Annotated in this window: 17 protein-coding genes; 10 read left to right on the top strand and 7 right to left on the bottom strand. The window is 57.6% G+C overall.

Annotated elements, in window-relative coordinates:
- Positions 1–178 precede the first annotated feature (178 nt).
- The 7 genes from purD to H6F59_RS11470 all read right to left on the bottom strand — a co-directional run bounded on the left by purD (position 179) and on the right by H6F59_RS11470 (position 5618).
- Entirely contained in the window at positions 179–1462 is a 1284-nt protein-coding gene (purD, locus tag H6F59_RS11500) for a phosphoribosylamine--glycine ligase (RefSeq protein WP_190699199.1), read from the bottom strand.
- Between the two features lie 152 nt (positions 1463–1614).
- The gene (locus H6F59_RS11495) at positions 1615–2952 is read right to left on the bottom strand and encodes an ATP-binding protein (RefSeq protein ID WP_313887190.1); all 1338 of its coding nucleotides are present in this window, start codon (positions 2950–2952) and stop codon (positions 1615–1617) included.
- Positions 2939–3370 carry a response regulator gene (locus H6F59_RS11490; protein WP_190699872.1) on the bottom strand — a complete coding sequence of 144 codons (432 nt, stop codon included), beginning with the start codon at positions 3368–3370 and terminating at the stop codon, positions 2939–2941. The genes H6F59_RS11495 and H6F59_RS11490 overlap by 14 nt, the downstream gene beginning before the upstream one ends.
- A 134-nt stretch (positions 3371–3504) precedes the next feature.
- On the bottom strand, positions 3505–4650 hold the full coding sequence (locus H6F59_RS11485) for a DUF3326 domain-containing protein (RefSeq protein WP_242021390.1): 1146 nt from the start codon (positions 4648–4650) through the stop codon (positions 3505–3507).
- An 11-nt stretch (positions 4651–4661) separates the two neighbouring features.
- Positions 4662–4844 carry a hypothetical protein gene (locus H6F59_RS11480; RefSeq protein ID WP_206755209.1) on the bottom strand — a complete coding sequence of 61 codons (183 nt, stop codon included), beginning with the start codon at positions 4842–4844 and terminating at the stop codon, positions 4662–4664.
- A gap of 148 nt (positions 4845–4992) precedes the next feature.
- Positions 4993–5310, bottom strand: a complete 318-nt coding sequence (locus tag H6F59_RS11475; protein ID WP_190699196.1) for a 2Fe-2S iron-sulfur cluster-binding protein — start codon at positions 5308–5310, stop codon at positions 4993–4995.
- A gap of 134 nt (positions 5311–5444) precedes the next feature.
- Positions 5445–5618 (bottom strand): hypothetical protein, encoded by a 174-nt coding sequence (locus H6F59_RS11470; RefSeq protein ID WP_190629736.1) that lies wholly within the window; start codon positions 5616–5618, stop codon positions 5445–5447.
- A 256-nt stretch (positions 5619–5874) separates the two neighbouring features.
- Here H6F59_RS11470 and H6F59_RS11465 point away from each other — a divergent pair, with 256 nt between their 5' ends.
- The 10 genes from H6F59_RS11465 to H6F59_RS11420 all read left to right on the top strand — a co-directional run bounded on the left by H6F59_RS11465 (position 5875) and on the right by H6F59_RS11420 (position 18223).
- Positions 5875–6462 (top strand): DUF2854 domain-containing protein, encoded by a 588-nt coding sequence (locus tag H6F59_RS11465; protein WP_190699192.1) that lies wholly within the window; start codon positions 5875–5877, stop codon positions 6460–6462.
- Between the two features lie 108 nt (positions 6463–6570).
- On the top strand, positions 6571–7293 hold the full coding sequence (locus H6F59_RS11460) for a methyltransferase domain-containing protein (RefSeq protein WP_190699869.1): 723 nt from the start codon (positions 6571–6573) through the stop codon (positions 7291–7293).
- 58 nt (positions 7294–7351) lie between these two features.
- Positions 7352–7894, top strand: a complete 543-nt coding sequence (gene psbP, locus H6F59_RS11455; protein WP_190699189.1) for a photosystem II reaction center PsbP — start codon at positions 7352–7354, stop codon at positions 7892–7894.
- Positions 7895–8136: 242 nt separating this feature from the next.
- Positions 8137–8733, top strand: a complete 597-nt coding sequence (locus H6F59_RS11450) for a nucleoside triphosphate pyrophosphatase (RefSeq protein WP_190699186.1) — start codon at positions 8137–8139, stop codon at positions 8731–8733.
- Between the two features lie 236 nt (positions 8734–8969).
- A complete protein-coding gene (gene acpP, locus H6F59_RS11445) occupies positions 8970–9209 on the top strand; it encodes an acyl carrier protein (protein ID WP_073608383.1) in 240 nt (79 codons plus the stop codon).
- A 152-nt stretch (positions 9210–9361) separates the two neighbouring features.
- Complete coding sequence (gene fabF / locus H6F59_RS11440) at positions 9362–10615, top strand: beta-ketoacyl-ACP synthase II (protein WP_190523583.1); 1254 nt, start codon at positions 9362–9364, stop codon at positions 10613–10615.
- 239 nt (positions 10616–10854) lie between these two features.
- Positions 10855–12861 carry a transketolase gene (gene tkt, locus H6F59_RS11435; RefSeq protein WP_190699183.1) on the top strand — a complete coding sequence of 669 codons (2007 nt, stop codon included), beginning with the start codon at positions 10855–10857 and terminating at the stop codon, positions 12859–12861.
- A 143-nt stretch (positions 12862–13004) separates the two neighbouring features.
- Positions 13005–16664 (top strand): response regulator, encoded by a 3660-nt coding sequence (locus H6F59_RS11430; protein WP_190699180.1) that lies wholly within the window; start codon positions 13005–13007, stop codon positions 16662–16664.
- Between the two features lie 171 nt (positions 16665–16835).
- Entirely contained in the window at positions 16836–17651 is an 816-nt protein-coding gene (locus H6F59_RS11425) for a protein-glutamate O-methyltransferase CheR (protein WP_190699177.1), read from the top strand.
- Positions 17651–18223: a chemotaxis protein CheB gene (locus tag H6F59_RS11420; protein ID WP_190699174.1), complete on the top strand. Its 573-nt coding sequence runs from the start codon at positions 17651–17653 to the stop codon at positions 18221–18223. Before H6F59_RS11425 ends, H6F59_RS11420 begins: the two co-directional genes overlap by 1 nt.

Below are 18223 nucleotides of genomic sequence, written 5' to 3'. Positions count from 1 at the left end.
GGATTGCTCCTGGTAGCTTTCCATTCATAGATGCATGGAAAAGGTCCTGCTCAGCCGAAACCCTACAACAGCTAAAGTTCGGGTCAGGACAGTCCAAAATGCATGAACTCAAGCCTGGCGGAACTTTTTAGTTTTCGCTCTTCTATTTTCGCTCTTTTGCTATAGCCAAACCCGGCTTCTAGTCCGAAGAAAGCCCCTTTACACGGTAGCCGATGTCGCGGCGGTAATACATGCCCTCAAAGCAAATTTTATCGATCGCCTCGTAGGCATTGGCGATCGCTGCCTCAAAGGTTTCGCCCAGACCCGTCACTCCCAGCACGCGGCCGCCATCGGCGACAATGCTGTTGCCTCGGCGACGAGTACCGGCATGGAACACTAGCGCTCCGGTAGCAGCGGCTTCTTCAAAGCCAACGATTTCCATGCCCTTGGGATAGTTGTCGGGGTAGCCCTCAGCAGCCACCACCACGCAGGCGGCGGCTTCCGGCTTCCATTTCAACTCTAGGGTGTCGAGCCGTCCTTCAATACAAGCGAGCATCACCTGCTCTAGTGGGGTTTCGAGCAGGGGAAGCACCGCCTGGGTCTCGGGATCGCCTAGGCGACAGTTAAACTCCACCACTTTGGGCTCGCCCTCGGGGGTAATCATCAGCCCAGCGTAGAGAATGCCGCGATAGTCGATGCCGCGGCGGCGTAGGGTAGCGATCGCCGGCTCTAGCACCTCCTTTTGCACCCGCTCCATAATGGCAGGGGTGACTACCGGGGTTGGGGCATAGGCTCCCATACCGCCCGTGTTGGGGCCGGTGTCCCCCTCGCCAATGGCCTTGTGGTCTTGGGCAGGCACCAGGGGGCGAATGGTTTGCCCATCGGTGATGGCTAACACCGAAGCCTCTTGGCCGGTCATAAATTCTTCGATCACCACCTGGTGGCCGGCGGCCCCAAACTTGCCGCTAAACGCATCTTTGACGGCTTGAATAGCCTCGTCTAGGGTGTGGGCCACGGTGACGCCCTTGCCCGCCGCTAGCCCGTCAGCCTTCACCACGATCGGGGCACCCTGCTGCTCTAGGTAGGCCAGGGCGGCCGCTTCTTTTTCAAAAGCCTCGGCTTTGGCGGTGGGAATGCCCGCCTCAACCATCAGCGCCTTGGCCCAGGCCTTGCTGGCCTCAATCTGCGCCCCGGCCTGGCAGGGGCCAAATACCTTGAGCCCCTGCTCTTGCAGATAGTCGGTAATCCCCTCGGCCAGAGGCTGTTCGGGGCCAACCACAACCAGCTCTAGATTGTTGACCAGGGCAAAGCGAGCAATGCCCTCAAAGTCAGTGGCGGCCATGGCCAGGTTGCGGCAGTGGGGCAGGGTAGCGGTGCCGCCATTGCCCGGCACGCAGACCACCTCGGTGATTTTGGGCGATCGCAGCAGCGACCAGGCCAGGGTATGTTCACGGCCACCGCTGCCGACCACAAGAGCTTTCACAGGCAATTTTCCAAAAATGCAAACCTTATTTTCCCACGTTGCCACCGTAAATGGATGGCGGCTTTACTCAGGGTGGATAGATGCTCTAAATCCCAAACCGCTGGGGTGTTCGTCCATGCTTTGAACCCCTCTTTGGCAGACCTGGCCCCATCTTACTCCGTGTGTAAACTCAGGGTCAGCGGTTGAGCAGCTAGATCAGTATCCAGGCTAAAGGTTTCTGGCGGCAGTGAAATTTGCCGAGGCAGCGTGACAACAAAGGTCGTTCCCTGCCCCTGCTTGCTGCTGACGACAATGGTGCCGCCCATGATGCCGACTAACGACTGAACGATGGCCAATCCCAGCCCGGTGCCGGGGCGCTGGCGACGAATGGTCTGGTCAACCTGGCGAAACGCTTCAAAAATGTGGGGCAACTGCTCCTCGGCAATGCCAATGCCAGTGTCGGCCACGGTGAGAGAGATCTGATCAGAGGCTGTCTCTGTGAGGGTGATATGCACCTGGCCTCGATCGGTAAACTTGATAGCGTTGGATACCAGGTTGGTGAGCACCTGGCGCAGCCGGTGTTCGTCGTTCACCACCACGGGGTTGGTGAGCTGGAGGGTGCTTTTCAGGGTGAGGGCTTTGCCGTCAGCCAGCGATCGCAGATCTAACAACGTCGTCTGCACCAGGTTGTGGAGATTCACCTGGGTCAAGTTCAGCGTCAGCCGCTGGGCCTCTAGCCTAGACAGGTCAAGAATGTCGTTCACCAAGTTGAGCAAGTTCTTGCCGTTGGTGAAAATGCGCTTAATCATCTCGGCCTGGTGAGAGGTAAGAGGCCCCTTCGACTGGCTGTCGAGAATCTGCGAAAATCCCAAAATCGCGTTCAGCGGCGTGCGCAGTTCGTGGGACATAGTGGCCAAAAACTCAGACTTAACTCGGTAAGCCTCTAGCAGCTTGAGGTTTTGGTCTTCGATGTAGCGACGCTGGCGCTCTAACTCTTCGTTTTGCTGGGTGAGCAGCTTGTTGGTTTGCTGAAGCTGGGCCATGACTTTGGCCTCTCGCCGCTCCGCTTCGTACATGCGCAGGGCATTGCGCAACAGCAGGGCCAGGCGATCGGGCGACACGCGGGTCTTAACAAGGTAATCGCTAGCGCCAGCCTTCATGAGGTCGACGGCAATTTGCTCATCGCCCTGGCCAGTCAGCACCACCAGCGGAATGCTCACACCCTCGGCCCGCCACTGACGGATCAGCGACAAGCCGTCTTGCTCGGGCAGGCGGTAGTCTAGAAAAACGCAGTCGTAGGTACGGCTTTTGAGGTTGGCGATCGCCTGCTCAGCACTTGTTACCTCAGTGACCTCAACTGGTAAGTCGGCGCGAGCTAGAGCGCGGCAGATGGCCATGCGATCGACGGCATCGTCATCCACTAACAAAATTTCTAGCACTTCGCCCATCCGCTCAGTACCTGCTTCTGCTACCCACGGCGGATTCCAGTGGGTCTGGTTATGGAATCTCACACAACGCCCAGTACTGGTTGAGAGCCGCCACTACATCTGCAAAGGTAGCAAAAGTGACTGGCTTTAGAATATAGCCTGCTACGTTTAATCGGTAGGCCTCAAGCCGATCTTGGTCGGCATCAGAGGTAGTCAATACGACGACTGGCGTAGACTTCAGCGATTCATCCTGACGCAGCTCTTGCAGGAACTCTAGCCCGTTCATCTTGGGCATGTTGATATCGAGCAGCACCAGACGGCGATGCTCTGGCACCGACGGTGGATCAGAGTCGCTACCGCGCAGCATGTTGAGCGCTGCTAACCCGTTGTTGGCGACATACAGAGGATTCTCAATGCGGTTGCGCTTGAAGGCCCGCTGAACGTTCATTACATCCACCTCATCGTCTTCGACGAGTAGAACGTTGACGGTACGCTTTGTCATGACATGCTCCTGCGACGATAGCGGAGGCTCGATCGCATTAGCGGTGACACCAAGGCGCGCCCCTAGGGGGTTGTTACCATGGGCGATCGGCAGCCTTTTTTCCACAATAAGTTGACAGTAGGATGTTGGCCCGCTCAGCCTCCTCCAGGTGCAATTGTAGAAACTGGGGAGATGTTTTCTATCCGCCCAAAGGAAGAACCAGCTTGGGGAGAGCCCAAAGCTTGAATTCGCGGCACCTGGGCGGTCAGCGCTTGGGGATGTACGCCCGCCCGATGGGCCGCCAGTAGCCCCACCGCCTCTAGGTAAGACGACACCCGCACCGCCGGTATGCCGAGAGCTTCGGGGCTGACATCGAGGGCGGTGGAGTTGGCCTCGACGGCGATCGCCAGCGATCGCCGCCCCAGGCTCAGCAGGGCACTGCCCCCACAAGCGCTGGCAGGCACCACAATGGCGTCAACTTGGTCCGCCCAAAGGGTGGAGCCAGACTGTCTCAAGGTTGGCCCGGTCACGAATTGTGGCGCTCGGCTCAGCCCCGCCAGCACACACGGCAAAAACGTGTAGCCCAGTTCCTCGGCCGCAGACTTCGGCGAAATCGACGGATCTAGCGGCAGCGGGCTCAGGGCTGGGGCGTGGGCGCAAGGCACTTGCAGGGTGCGCACCACCAGATGGCTAATCACCGCCTCAGCTCCTGCCAAGGGGTCTACGCCGTGGCCCTGGCGATAGTCTTGCAGGGTCTCAGCATCGGTGTCTTCAGGGAAGCGGGCTACTACGGCGATCGCATTGGCTCCAGCGGCGATCGCTCGCTCTGCCGCCCGCAGCAAACTGTCGGGCCGCCCAATTGTGCCCCAGGTTGCCCCCGATGCCGCCCTTCGCAGCTCCACCCCCAAGGGTGCATGGGTAACAACATAATCGGTCAAATCTAAGCCCAGAGTGGCCCGAGCTGCATCCGCCGCTTGCAGATGTCGCCAGCGCAAGTCATCTTCAATCGCCGCATCTAGCACTAGGCCGATGCGGTTGCGATGCACCGGGCGCAACCCCCAGCGCCCGGAGGCGAACTGGTCTAGACCATAGCCCTCTACATAGCAGGCGTTGGGCAGCGGCCAGTAGAGCTGCGCCCCATTCATCACGTTGGGGTGGGTAATTAAGGTATCGACTACTGAGGCGATCGCCCGCGCCACCGGCAGCGCATCTCCTGCATAGCCGCCCACCGCTGCCCCAATACCAGTGGGCACCACCAGCACCGCAGTATACGGACGACGACTAGGATTGGGCGAGTTCATAGCAGCTCAGACTAGGCTTGCGTGGTGACTACCGCTTCCACCGTAGCGGTTTGAGTAGCTGGGTTTACCTGAGTGATTGCCCAGCGCAGGGGTTCACCCCGTTTAGCCAGGGCCGCTTCAATCATCCCCACTAGGTCTTCCTGAGCATCTCCCAGATGGATGTCCAGAGTAATAAAGTGAGTGGCCAACGCCATCATTTACCCAACAAAAAGAGCAATTTTGCCTTGTGTAGGGTGGATAGTGCCCACCGCTAAAACATTGCGAAGACAGGAGAATCCTAGGTAAGAGGGGATAGCTGCTTTCAGAAGTCAGCTTAATGGTGGGCAATGCCCACCCTACGGTCTAACCCTGGCCAAACTGCTTTTGGTAGACAATATCTTCCTTCTCGGTCTCTAGCTTGATGTCTGAGCGCGGGAAGGCTACGCACAACAGCGCGTAGCCATCGGCTTGCAGTTCGGTGCTCACCCCCATGCCTTCACTCTGATCGACCTCGCCCTCCAGCACTAGAGCAGCGCAGGTCGTGCACACCCCCGCCCCACAGGAGGTCGGCAGGTCTAGCCCCACCGCGTGGGCCGCCGCCAGAATAGTTTGGTCTTCCGGAACGGTAATGGTTTGAGTGGTGCCCTGGTGATGAATTTCGACAGAGTAGCTGGTGGCCATAGCAAGTTGACGGAAGTTTAGGTGAGTAGTTGAAAGAACAGTCGCCAGTCCAGGTCAGACCCTTGAGCTTTCCTACCAGCAAAACTCAGTCTCTAAACCGGGATAGGGCGAATTGCAATCCAAATCTCAACCTATCATCCCACCGGAAAGGTACGGTCAAATTCTTCTAGCAGATCGTCCATTTCCTCGATCGCCTGGTTGACATCGATGCGCAGGGTGCCGAGATCAGGCTGCTCCAGCAACTGAATTAGCGCCTCTCGCTTAGAGCGAATGGTGGCAATGCGATCGCGAATCATCTGCAGTTCCATAGCGTCCCCCTGAAGATTGTGGCCTAGGTTATCCTTCGACAGCATAAACAACTTTGTAGCGGGATGGGGATGGGTAGGTGGGTAGGCGGGTGAATGGGTAGGCGGGTGGATGGGTAGGTGCCCAACTCATCCACACATCCACCATCCACTCGCCCACTCGCCTACTTGCCCACCTGCCCACTCATCCACCCCTCCCTACCTTTCTCACCCACAAGGCGGCATGATAGTCAGAAGTAATCTTTCCACCGAGGGTTGTATGCTGGGGCGAATTAAGTTGGGGCGAATTAACCTGAGTCTGGTGCTGCTGGCAGTGGGCGGGGTGCTCACCATTGTCGGGTTTGTAGCCTACTTTCAAGACAACTCCACCCTCAACCTGGTCGGTTTCTTCTACGGCATTCCTGTATTGCTGGGCGGGTTAGCGCTGCGGGCCGCTGAGCTAGAGCCTGTGCCCTACACCCAGCCCACCTCGCCGGAGGTGACAAAGCTGCGCGAAGAGCAGGCCACCTCTACCCAAAATCAGGTGCGCCTTGACGTGACTCGCTACCGCTACGGCCAGGAAGCCCACCTCGATGTCGCGCTACAAAAGCTGGGGCTGAGCCCCTCAGGGCAGGAGTGTCCTGAACTCAGCGGGCTGCATGAGACCGAGATCGACGGCAACTATGCCCTGGTGCTGGAGTTTGACTCGTCCATGGTGCCCTTTTCCACCTGGGTGGAGAAGAAAGCCAAAATTGAGTCGTTCTTTGGCCCTAATATACGCGCCGAACTCAGCCAGCCTACTGAAGATCAGGTGAATTTGGCACTGGTGACTCTGCTAGAGCCGGCTCCCGCTCCAGTAGAGGCCTAGTCATTGATTGGTGAATGTTCGGGTGGGTAAGTTTTGTCGTTCAGTAGCTGTTTTGTGATGAGTCGCCTTTCTCTAGCCCAGCCCACCGGGCGTAAGCTTCTTAGCCAAATGGCATTCACCCTGCGCTGCCTGGTGCTGGTCGCTGTGCTGTGGGGGCTAACCGCCTGCGGAACGGCGACGCTCCAGGCTAGTACCGAGTATCAAACGGTGACTCCTAGTGCCGACGGTATTGGCCGGGTTTACCTAGGCCGAGAAATTGCCCAGACCATGGGCCACCAGGGGGCTGGCTGGCTCGATCGCCCTAGTCGAGTGCTGCAAGAACGACCCCAGGCAGCGATCGCCGCCCTAGATCTCTCCCCCACCGATATCGTGGCCGATGTGGGCGCGGGTACTGGCTATTTCGCCCGTCGCATTGCCCTCCTGGTACCCCAAGGGAAGGTGCTGGCCGTGGATATTCAGCCCGAAATGCTGGCCATGCTCCAGGTCGAGCTAGAGGCTAAGGGCATCGAAAATGTGGAGCCGGTGCTGGGCCAGTCCGACAATCCCAATCTGCCGCCTAGCTCTATTGACCTGGCGCTAATGGTTGATGCTTACCACGAGTTTGCCAGCCCTCGCGAGGTCATGGAGGGCGTTGTAAACGCCCTCAAGCCCGGCGGACGGGTCGTGCTAGCGGAGTACAAAGCCGAAAACCCCATGGTTATGATCAAGCGGCTACACAAGATGAGCGTTGCCCAGGTGCGCCGCGAAATGGCCGCCGTCGGTCTGAACTGGGTTAAGACCGATGACCGCCTACCCGAGCAGCACCTGCTGTTTTTTCAGAAGCCGGCTTAAGCAGCCCGTGTGAGACAATTAATTATTATTGATAATCAAGATCCGAGGATATTGACCCATGCTGAAGCGGCTGGCCACAGTGCTTTTGATTGTTTTTGCTGTCACCCTCCAGGGCTGTGTGGGTGGCGGCGGTGGTCTTCAGGCCTACGCCGACCAATATTCGGGCTACGAGTTTATGTACCCCACCGGCTGGGTTGAGGTCAAAGTGCCCGGTGCCGCCGAAATCGTCTTTCATGACATCATTCACGAAACCGAGAATATCAGCGTGGTGATCAGCGAAGTGCCCGAGGGCAAAGACCTCGATGCGCTCGGCACTCCCACCGAAGTGGGCTATAAACTCTCTAAAAGCTTCAGCGCCCTAGCAGGGGATGATAGCAACGTCGATTTGCTCAGCGCCCAGCGCATCGACACTGCCGATGACAAGACCTACTACATTCTGGAGTACCTGGCCGATCTGCCAGCTGGGCCGCGCCACAACCTGGCCAGCGCCATTGTGCGCCGAGGTAAACTTTATACCTTCAACGCCTCTACCGATGAAGGCCGCTGGGATAAAGTTCGCGACCTGATGAAGCAGTCGGTGGCCTCGTTTAAGGTGTCTTAGACCTATCCCCCTGTCAACTGGGCAGCAAGGGCGCGGTTGACAGGGGGATACTTCAATTGGTCGACACAGCAGATACACAGTGCGCCAACCTTTCCCACGCCCCTGCTGTAGAAGCTGTGCTTTTGTTTCCTCCCTTTGTTTGGCGGGTAGGAAAAATCTCAACGGCAAACGCTCTGTAGCATGAAAGCCCTGCGTGGTCTCTATCCTGAAATAACTCCCTTCAATCGCCGTCACAGTTAGCCATGCCTACTTCCCCTCGCCCCCAGTTTGTTCTTGCTTCAGCCTCAAAGGGCCGTCGCCTGCTGCTGGTCGGGGCGGGCATTCACCCCTTTGTCTGCCCCAGCAACTTTGACGAAGATCAAGTTGCTGTCACTGACCCGCCCAAATATGTGGCCACTCTGGCCCGGTGCAAGGCTGAATCGGTTGCGCCTCAGTTTCCCAGCGCCCTGGTGCTGGGGTGCGACTCGGTGATGGCCTTTCGGGGCAAAATCTACGGCAAGCCCAAAGATCGAGAGGATGCGATCGCCCGGTGGCAAGCGATGCGGGGCCAGTCCTGCGAGATTCACACGGGCCACGCCCTAATCGCCCCCGGTGGCTCAATTCTGGTGCGCAGCGCCGCCACCCGCGTTTACTTTTCTGAGGTTGACGATGCCACGATTGTAGCCTACGTCAATTCGGGGGAGCCCTTAGCCTGCGCTGGAGCCTTTTCCATCGACGGCAAAGGGGGGCTGCTAATCGAAAAAATTGAGGGCTGCCACACCAACGTCATTGGTCTCAGCCTGCCGCTGCTGCGCTCTATGCTAGAGGAACTCGGCTACCGGGCGACAGATTTTTGGTAGGGTTCTTTTTCCGATATTATGGAGGGATGCTCAAAATTGGTAACTGTAGCTGGCCAAGCACTGTCGAAGTCAGAAATTCTGTAACATTTCCCTTCCGGCTTTGCTCGAGGGACGATGGCCAAAATTGAGCGACCTTATGCTGGGGCTTGACGTCAGATATTCGTCTCGATGGGGTCGCAGGGTGATAAGGTTTTTTGTTGTCGATTAATTCCATACTTAACGAGGCGTTGGAGATCATGAGCGCAGAGACTTTTGAAAAGGTCAAAAAGATTGTCAGCGAGCAGCTAGGGGTTGAAGAGGCTGACGTGAAGCCCGAAGCTAGCTTCGCCAACGACCTGGGCGCCGATTCTCTCGATACCGTAGAGCTGGTGATGGCTCTGGAAGAAGAATTTGGCATCGAAATTCCTGACGAAGCGGCAGAGGGCATTGCTACTGTGCAAGATGCCGTCAATTTCATCGAAGACAAAGCCGCCTAGGCCATTCCCAATCCCAGTAGTTAGCCTGGGAATAGGGTAGTGCCTGTACTGATAGCCATTGGGGGGGCCGAGGGGTGCCCCCCATGCGATCGGTTTTACAGTTGTCCGGCCCGGCCCCCTTAACCTCGACCTGGTTTACCTGAAATTTGGCTATGGCAAACTCTGACTCAAAGCGCGTTGTAGTGACTGGCATGGATGCCATTACCCCCATTGGTAACAACCTGGAGGAGTACTGGGCTGGGCTAGTGGCTGGACGCAGCGGCACGGCGCGCATTACCCACTTCGACCCTTCTCAGCATGCGTCGCAAATTGCGGCGGAGGTTAAGGGGTTCGACCCTGGCGACTTTCTCGACAAGAAAGAAGTCAGGCGTATGGATCGCTTCTCCCAGTTTGCGGTGATTGCTGGTCAACGCGCCCTTGAGCACTCGGGGCTCACCATTACTGATCTCAATGCTGAACAGATTGGCACCTGTATTGGTTCTGGCATCGGTGGCCTCAAGGTCTTAGAAGACCAGCAGGAAATTTATCTCGACCGGGGCCCTAGCCGCTGTAGCCCTTTCATGATTCCGATGATGATCGCCAATATGGCGGCGGGGCTAACCGCCATCCATACCGGTGCCAAGGGGCCGAGTACCTGTGCTGTCACCGCCTGTGCCGCTGGGTCTAACGCCATTGGCGACGCCTTTCGGCTGATTCAGCACGGCTACGCCCAGGCAATGATCTGCGGTGGCACCGAGGCAGCGGTCACGCCCCTGTCGGTGGCAGGCTTTGCCTCGGCCCGCGCCCTCTCGACTCGCAATGACGACCCCACCACCGCGAGCCGCCCCTTCGATAAAACCCGCGACGGCTTTGTGATCGGCGAAGGCTGCGGCATTCTAATTCTCGAAGAGCTAGAGCACGCCCTGAGCCGGGGAGCGACTATTTATGGTGAAATCGTCGGCTATGGCATGACCTGCGACGCCTACCACATGACGTCGCCAGTACCTGGTGGGATAGGGGCAGCTCGCTGTATTCAGCTAGCCTTGAAGGACGCGGGCATTTCGCCAAGCGACATTAGCTATATCAACGCCCATGGCACCAGTACGGGGGCCAATGACCCCACCGAAACCCAGGCGATCAAAACTGCCCTGGGAGATGTGGCTTATAAGGTAGCGGTGAGCTCGACCAAGTCGATGACTGGGCACCTGCTGGGAGGCTCCGGGGGGATTGAGGCGGTGGCAACCTGTCTGGCGATCGCTAACGATATCGCCCCCCCCACCATCAACCTCCACGACCCCGACCCCGACTGCGACCTCGACTATATTCCCAATCAGAGTCGCCCCATGCCCATTGATGTGGCGATCTCCAACTCCTTTGGCTTTGGAGGCCATAACGTTACCCTAGTGTTTAAAAAATACCGTAGCTAGAGCTACGGATTGAATCAATTGATAGGTATAATGACCTAAAATCTGTGCCATTTGGCACTTGAGCTTTGTGCCTTGCCTAGCCAGAGGGTATTGACAATCGTCTGGTTGCGGGGTCTGCTGAAAGGCAAGGCTGTGTGTGGGGTCTTGATCGATTTAAGCCGATAACTTTGTTAGCCCTTGGGCTAGTCCTAGTGCTGCGTGCTGCTGCTCCAAAAAACCGTCGTTAAGCTGTTGAACCTATGGCTGTTGCAACCCAATCCCTGGAAGAACTCTGTATTAATTCCATTCGCTTCTTAGCGATTGATGCGGTGGAAAAGGCCAAGTCTGGTCACCCCGGTCTGCCCATGGGGGCTGCGCCCATGGCCTACGTGCTATGGGATAAGTTTCTGCGGGTCAACCCCAAGAACCCCCAATGGTTTAACCGCGATCGCTTTGTGCTGTCGGCGGGTCACGGCTGCATGCTGCAATATGCCCTGCTTTACCTGAGCGGCTTTGACAGTGTGACGCTGGATGACATTAAGCAGTTCCGCCAGTGGGGCGCTCGCACCCCCGGCCACCCCGAGAACTTTGAAACCCCTGGCATTGAAGTCACCACCGGTCCTCTGGGCCAGGGCATTGCCAACGCCGTGGGTTTGGCGATGGCCGAGGCTCACCTAGCTGCCAAGTTCAATAAGCCCGATGCCACCCTAGTGGATCACTACACCTATGTGATCTTGGGCGACGGCTGCAACATGGAAGGGGTTTCTGGCGAAGCTTGCTCCTTAGCGGGTCACCTGGGATTGGGCAAGCTGATCGCCCTCTATGATGACAACCACATCTCCATCGACGGCTCCACTGATATCTCCTTCACCGAAGACGTGGGCAAGCGCTTTGAGGCCTACGGCTGGCACGTGGTGCACGTGGAGAACGGCAACACCGATCTAGACGCCATCGCTAAGGCGATCGAAGAAGCTAAATTCGTTAGCGATCGCCCCTCGATGATCAAAGTCACCACCACCATCGGCTACGGTTCTCCCAACAAGCAAAACACCGCTGGGGTCCACGGTGCGGCCCTGGGCGGCGACGAGATCAAGCTCACCCGCGAAAACCTGGGCTGGAGCTACGGCGACTTTGAAGTGCCCGAAGATGCCCTCAACCACATGCGCAAAGCGGTTGAGCGCGGCGCTAGTCTGCAGGCCGAGTGGGAAGAAACCCTCGCCACCTACCGCACCAAGTACGCCGCCGAGGCCGCCGAGTTTGAGCGCATGCTCTCCGGCCAGCTGCCCGACGGCTGGGCTGACGCTCTGCCCACCTACACCCCCGAAGACAAGGCTCTGGCCACTCGGAAGAACTCCGAAGTTACCCTCAACGCCCTGGCTCCAGCCATCCCTGAGCTGATCGGGGGCTCCGCTGACCTCACCCACTCAAACCTGACCGAGCTGAAAATCTCCGGCAGCTTTCAGAAGGGGGCCTACGAAAACCGCAACTTGCGCTTCGGCGTGCGCGAGCACGGCATGGGTGCGATCTGCAACGGCATCGCCCTGCACAACTCGGGGCTGATTCCCTACTGCGCCACCTTCCTGGTGTTTGCCGACTACATGCGGGCGGCGATTCGCCTGTCGGCCCTCTCCCAGGCGGGGGTGATTTATGTCATGACCCACGACTCCATCGGTCTGGGCGAAGACGGCCCCACCCACCAGCCGGTGGAGACCATCGCCTCCCTGCGGGCCATTCCCAACCTGATCGTGATTCGCCCCGCCGATGGCACCGAAACCTCCGGAGCCTACAAGATCGCCGTGGAGCATCGTAAGACCCCAACGCTGATGGCCTTTAGCCGTCAAAACCTGCCCAACCTACCTGGTGCCTCCATCGAAGGCGTGGCTAAGGGAGCCTACGCTGTCGATGACTGCGATGGCACCCCCGACCTGATCCTGATTGGCACGGGCAGCGAGGTTAGCCTCTGCGTAGAGGCCGCTAAAGAACTGCGGACCGCGGGTACCAAGGTGCGTGTCGTGTCTATGCCCTCTTGGGAACTGTTTGACGCCCAGGATGCCGCCTACCAGGAGTCGGTACTGCCCAAGGCGGTTACTAAGCGCCTGGCAGTAGAAGCGGGCATCACCATGGGCTGGTGCCGCTACGTGGGTGCTGAAGGCGATGTGATTGGCGTCGATCGCTTTGGGGCCTCTGCTCCTGGCGACCTGGTGATGGAGAAGTTTGGCTTCACCGTCGAGAACGTAGTCAGCCGGGCCAAGGCGCTACTGGGTTAGACCTGCCTCTGCGATCGCTGTCAATGAACCACTCAAAGGCCCTGGGAGTTTAGCCAAAACCCTGGGGCCTTTGTTGTATATTCGCCAGATCGAACACCCCTCCCGCATCCTGAAACAACGCCTTCGCGCAGTGATGACGCACTATGGTAAACCGCTTCAAAATTGGCACACGCATTGGGGCCGGGTTTGCCCTAGGGTTGACGCTCTTGGCTGTGTTGGGTGCCGTTGCCTTCCGCACCACCACCAGCCTGATTCGCAATGCCGAGCGAGAAAAGCAGGCCTACCAGATTTTGGCCCATCTCAACGAGCTAGAAACCGAGCTGATCAACGCCGAAACCGGCCAGCGGGGCTACCTGATTACCGGCCAACCTCGGTATTTAGACCCCTACACCAGTGCTCTGACGGAGATTGACGATCAGTACGAGATCCTGCGTCAGCTCACCGCCGATGATCCGTTTCTCCAGAGTCGCCTAGCTAACCTTCAGCCCCTGATTGACGCCAGACTGGCGAGGCTGGCGGAGGGCATTGAACTGCGCAACACGGGAGGGTTCGCAGCAGCGCAAGCCTTTATCCTGACCGATCGCGGCAAGCAGATCATGGATCAGATCCGCGTCCTGATTGCAGAACTGATTCAGCAAGAGGAGAGCATGCTTGAGGAGCGGGCCACCCAGGCCCAGATCGCTTCGCAGCAGACACTCTACACGATCGCCCTTGGTATTCCGGTCTCATTTCTTATGCTGTCGCTGGTGGGATGGGCCCTGGCGCGCAATATCTCTGCTCCCCTGCGCAAACTGTCTGAGACCGCAGAACAGCTTGCCGACGGCGATCTATCCGTCACCCTGCCGGACAGCACCTCTCAGGATGAGACCGGCATTCTAACCCGCACCTTTCGTCAGATGGTGACCAATCTGCGGGAGACAATTCGCGCCAATGAAGAGCAGCGCTGGCTGAAGTCTAACTTGGCCGATCTGTCGCAGCAGTTGCAGGGGCAGCGCAGTCTCGAAACTCTAGCAGAGCTGATGTTGACCTACGTGGCTCCCCTGGTGGACGCGCAGCAGGGGGTGCTTTACTTAATGGACTCTACCAGCGAACCACATCGGCTCAAGCTGCTGAGCAGCTATGCCTACCAGGAGCGCAAGCACCTGTCGAACGAGTTTGCCTTGGGAGAGGGGTTGGTGGGGCAGTGCGCCTTAGAAAAGCGACGCATCGTGCTAACTCAGGTGCCAGAGAACTACATCCAGATTCGCTCGGGTCTAGGCTCTGCACCGCCCCTCACCATTGTGGTGCTGCCCCTGATGTTTGAGAACGCGGTGAAGGGGGTGCTAGAACTGGCGTCTTTTCACCGTTTTGATGACCTACAGCTGGCCTTTTTGGAGGAGGCTAGCGACTTGACGGGGGTGATGATCAACGCGATCGCCGCCTACATGCAAACCCAGGGACTGCTAGAGCGATCGCAGGTGCTGACCGAAGAACTGCGCCAGCAGCAGGAAGAGCTGTTACAGAGCAATCAGCTGCTCGAAGAGCGCACCCAGTCGCTGCAGGAGTCAGAGCTGGAGATGCAGCAGCAGCAGGAGGAATTGCAGCAGTCGAACGAAGAGCTGCAGCAGCTCAACGAGGAGCTGGAGGAAAAAGCAGAGCTGCTAGAAACCCAGAAGCAGCAGGTAGAGCGCAAAAACCAAGAAATCGAGCTGGCCCGCCAGGAGCTGGAGGATCAGGCCAGTCAGCTAGCCCAGTCGTCGCGCTACAAGTCAGAGTTTTTGGCCAACATGTCCCACGAGCTGCGGACACCCCTGAACAGTCTGCTGATTTTGGCCAAGATGCTCAGCGACAACAACGACGGCAACCTAACCGAGAAGCAGGTTGACTATAGCCGCACAATCCATTCTGCTGGCGCAGACCTGCTCTCGCTAATCAACGACATTCTCGACATGGCCAAAATTGAGTCGGGAACCATGGAGGTGGTGATTGAATCGCTGGCTTTTACGGCAATTCAGTTTGAGCTAGAGCGTACATTTCAGCCCACCGCCGCCAGCAAGGGGCTACGGTTTGAGGTTGTCGTGGATGAGAACTTACCCACTACCCTGGGCACCGACCCCCGGCGGCTACAGCAGGTGCTCAAGAACCTAATCTCCAACGCCATCAAGTTTACAGAACAGGGCCAGGTCACGGTGGATATCTTTCCAGTAGCCGAGGAGCGGGTGGCCTTTGCAGTTACCGATACCGGCATTGGCATTGCGCCCCAAAAGCAGTACACCGTTTTTGGGGCGTTTCAGCAGGCCGATGGCACCACCAGCCGCCGCTACGGCGGTACCGGGCTAGGGCTATCGATCAGCTTACAGCTAGCTCAGCTGCTGGGGGGTACTCTGGAGCTGCAAAGTGAGCCTGACCAGGGCAGCACCTTCACCCTATACCTGCCCCTACGCTACGTCGCCCCCTCGATCGATGGGGAAGTGCTTCAGATCAAAGCCCAGCCTGAGGGAACAGGACTAGCTTCCCGAGATCGCCGCTCTGCCACCCCTGAGCTAGTCCCGGCCGTAGCCCCGGCCCCAAGTGGGGACGCACTGCCGCCCCTACCGGCCAACCTAGAGGATGATCGATCGCGGCTATCCCCAGGGGGGCAAGACGCAGCCGAGCGAGTGCTGCTAGTGATTGAAGATGACCCCAACTTTGCCCGCATTCTATTAGATATGGCGCGGGGGCAGGGATTTAAAGTGTTGATTGCGCTCCAGGGCCAGACCGGCCTAGCCCTGGCCCAGCGGTTTGTGCCCAATGCTATCACCCTTGATCTGCACCTACCCGATATGGATGGTCTGACGGTGCTTGAACAGCTGAAGCACAATCCCACCACTCGCCACATTCCGGTCCACATTCTGACGATCAACGATGAGCAACAGCAGGAATTTCAGATGGGGGCGATCGCCCATATTCAAAAGCCTGTAGCCCCCGAAATTTTGACCCAGACCCTGATCGACATCAAACAGTTTGTGGAGCGCCGGGTGCGCTACCTGCTGGTGATTGAAGATGACCCGGTGCAGGCCCAGAGCATTATTGAGCTGATTGGCGGTGGCGATGTCACCAGCACCGCCGTGCACACCGGTGCCGCCGCCCTAGAGACCCTGCGCACCCAGCCCTGCGACTGCATCGTGCTCGACCTAGGCCTGCCCGACATGAACGGGTTTGACCTACTGGAGCAGATTAAGCAAGACCCGGCCCTGGTGAGGCTGCCGATTATTGTCTATACCGGCAAAGACCTAACTGAGGCAGAGGAGACCCAGTTGCGCCGCCTGGCCGAGACCATCATCGTCAAAGACGTGCGATCGCCCGAGCGGCTGCTCGATGAAACGGCCCTATTTCTGCACCGGGTACAGGCCAATCTGCCGCCGGGGCAGCAGCAAATGCTAGAGCGATTGCAGCACAGTGACCCAGCCCTGGCGGGCAAAAAAGTGCTGATCATCGACGATGACGTGCGCAACATTTTTGCTCTCACCAGCCTGCTGGAGCAGTACGAGATGGAAGTGGTGTTTGCCGAGAACGGGCGCGAAGGCATTGAGACCCTACGCGCCAATGCCGATGTCGCTCTCGTGCTGATGGATGTGATGATGCCAGAGCTAGACGGGTATGAAACCACCCGGCTGATTCGCAAACAGGAGCAGTTTAGATCGCTGCCGATCATTGCCCTGACCGCCAAGGCTATGCAGGGCGATCGCGAGAAGTGCATCGAAGCCGGAGCCTCCGACTACATCACCAAGCCCGTCGACACCGAGCAGCTGTTGACGCTGCTGCGCCTGTGGCTGTACCAGTAATGGCGAGCGCGGCCAAGATCTCCCCTTTGGCATAGCTTTTAGGGGAAAAATTGAGTGACAATAAGCAAGCTTTAGCCAGCCTAAAAGAGCGATTTGGGTTGAAATTGGCGCACTTTTGACAACGGCTTTGGTTAGGTGGTTTGAACGGGCGATGGGGTGCTGGCGACGATTTTGAAACCAGACGATTTGGACGTTCACTTGCTGATTGAAGGGCTATATCATCGGTATGGCTACGATTTTCGCAACTATGCTGCCGCCTCCCTCAAGCGCCGCATTCAAAGCTTTCTCAAAACTGAAAAAATCGCCACCGTAGCCGAGTTGCAGGCCCAGGTGCTGACCGATCGCGCCTGTGCCGAGCGGCTGCTGCTCGGTCTAACGGTGAACACCACGGCCATGTTTCGGGACCCAAGTTTCTACGTGGCTTTTCGGCAGCAGGTGGTGCCGCTACTGCGCACCTATCCCTTTCTTCGCATCTGGCACGCGGGCTGCTCCACTGGGCAGGAGGTCTACTCGATGGCAATTCTGCTGCAGGAGGAAGGGCTTTACCACCGCTGCCGCATCTACGCCACCGATGCCAATGACCGGGTTTTGCAAATTGCTCGGCAAGGCATCTATCCCTCCAAGCAAATGCAGGACTATACTCAGCTGTATTTAAAGGCCGGCGGCCTTCGCACTTTTTCGGAATACTATACGGCCAAATACAACAACGTTATTTTGCGGCCTGCCCTACGAGAGCGGGTGGTTTTTGGCGAGCACAATTTGGTAACCGATGGCTCGTTCAATGAGTTTAATGTGATCATCTGTCGCAATGTGTTGATTTACTTCAATCAAACCCTGCAAAACCAAGTTCATGGACTGTTTTATAACAGCCTGTGTAAGTTTGGCATTCTTGGTTTGGGCAAGCAGGAAACTATTCGATTCACTAAGTATGAAGCCGCCTACGATGATTTGGCAAAAGCCGAAAAACTGTATAGGAGACGCAATTAGTGGCCTATGAACTGATTGTAATTGGCACTTCCCTAGGCGGATTGTCGGCCTTAAAAACTCTGCTTGGTGCCCTTCCCCAAGATTTTTCTGCGGCGCTGGCCGTTGTGCAGCATCGCCACCGCGAGTCTGATCAAGGGTTAGGTAATTTTTTACAACAGTTTACGGTTCTGCCAGTGCACGAAGTTGAAGATAAAGAACGCATCCAGGCGGGGCAGGTTTATCTCGCCCCGGCCGACTATCATTTGCTGGTAGAATACGGATATTTTTCTCTGTCTGTTGATGAGCCGGTTTCCTATGCGCGTCCGTCAATTGATGTGCTGCTAGAGTCGGCCGCTGACAGCTATAACGAACGTGTGATTGGTGTGATTTTGACCGGAGCCAACCAGGATGGAGTAAAAGGGTTATCCACCCTGAAGGCGCGAGGCGGGGTCGCGATTGTGCAAGACCCAAACACGGCGGAGAGCCCAGTGCTACCGAAGGCGGCGATCGCCGCGATCGCCGTCGATGCCGTATTGCCCCTCTCGCAGATTGCGCCCCGCTTAATGCACCTCTGCGCGGCGAGAGGAGGTTAG

This window comes from Nodosilinea sp. FACHB-141 (assembly GCF_014696135.1).
Classification (GTDB): Bacteria; Cyanobacteriota; Cyanobacteriia; order Phormidesmidales; family Phormidesmidaceae; genus Nodosilinea.
Note: the sequence above shows the minus strand (reverse complement) of the source record. Positions and strands in the feature narration are given on the sequence as shown.

Bases quoted from the DNA above. Each gene is read 5' to 3' on its own strand.
- H6F59_RS11480 (WP_206755209.1), bottom strand. From the start codon at position 4,844: ATGGCGTTGGCCACTCACTTTATTACTCTGGACATCCATCTGGGAGAT.
- H6F59_RS11465 (WP_190699192.1), top strand. From the start codon at position 5,875: ATGCTGGGGCGAATTAAGTTGGGGCGAATTAACCTGAGTCTGGTGCTG.
- H6F59_RS11460 (WP_190699869.1), top strand. From the start codon at position 6,571: ATGGCATTCACCCTGCGCTGCCTGGTGCTGGTCGCTGTGCTGTGGGGG.
- H6F59_RS11470 (WP_190629736.1), bottom strand. From the start codon at position 5,618: ATGGAACTGCAGATGATTCGCGATCGCATTGCCACCATTCGCTCTAAG.
- psbP (WP_190699189.1), top strand. From the start codon at position 7,352: ATGCTGAAGCGGCTGGCCACAGTGCTTTTGATTGTTTTTGCTGTCACC.
- acpP (WP_073608383.1), top strand. From the start codon at position 8,970: ATGAGCGCAGAGACTTTTGAAAAGGTCAAAAAGATTGTCAGCGAGCAG.
- H6F59_RS11490 (WP_190699872.1), bottom strand. From the start codon at position 3,370: ATGACAAAGCGTACCGTCAACGTTCTACTCGTCGAAGACGATGAGGTG.
- fabF (WP_190523583.1), top strand. From the start codon at position 9,362: ATGGCAAACTCTGACTCAAAGCGCGTTGTAGTGACTGGCATGGATGCC.
- H6F59_RS11430 (WP_190699180.1), top strand. From the start codon at position 13,005: ATGGTAAACCGCTTCAAAATTGGCACACGCATTGGGGCCGGGTTTGCC.
- H6F59_RS11475 (WP_190699196.1), bottom strand. From the start codon at position 5,310: ATGGCCACCAGCTACTCTGTCGAAATTCATCACCAGGGCACCACTCAA.
- H6F59_RS11485 (WP_242021390.1), bottom strand. From the start codon at position 4,650: ATGAACTCGCCCAATCCTAGTCGTCGTCCGTATACTGCGGTGCTGGTG.
- H6F59_RS11450 (WP_190699186.1), top strand. From the start codon at position 8,137: ATGCCTACTTCCCCTCGCCCCCAGTTTGTTCTTGCTTCAGCCTCAAAG.
- tkt (WP_190699183.1), top strand. From the start codon at position 10,855: ATGGCTGTTGCAACCCAATCCCTGGAAGAACTCTGTATTAATTCCATT.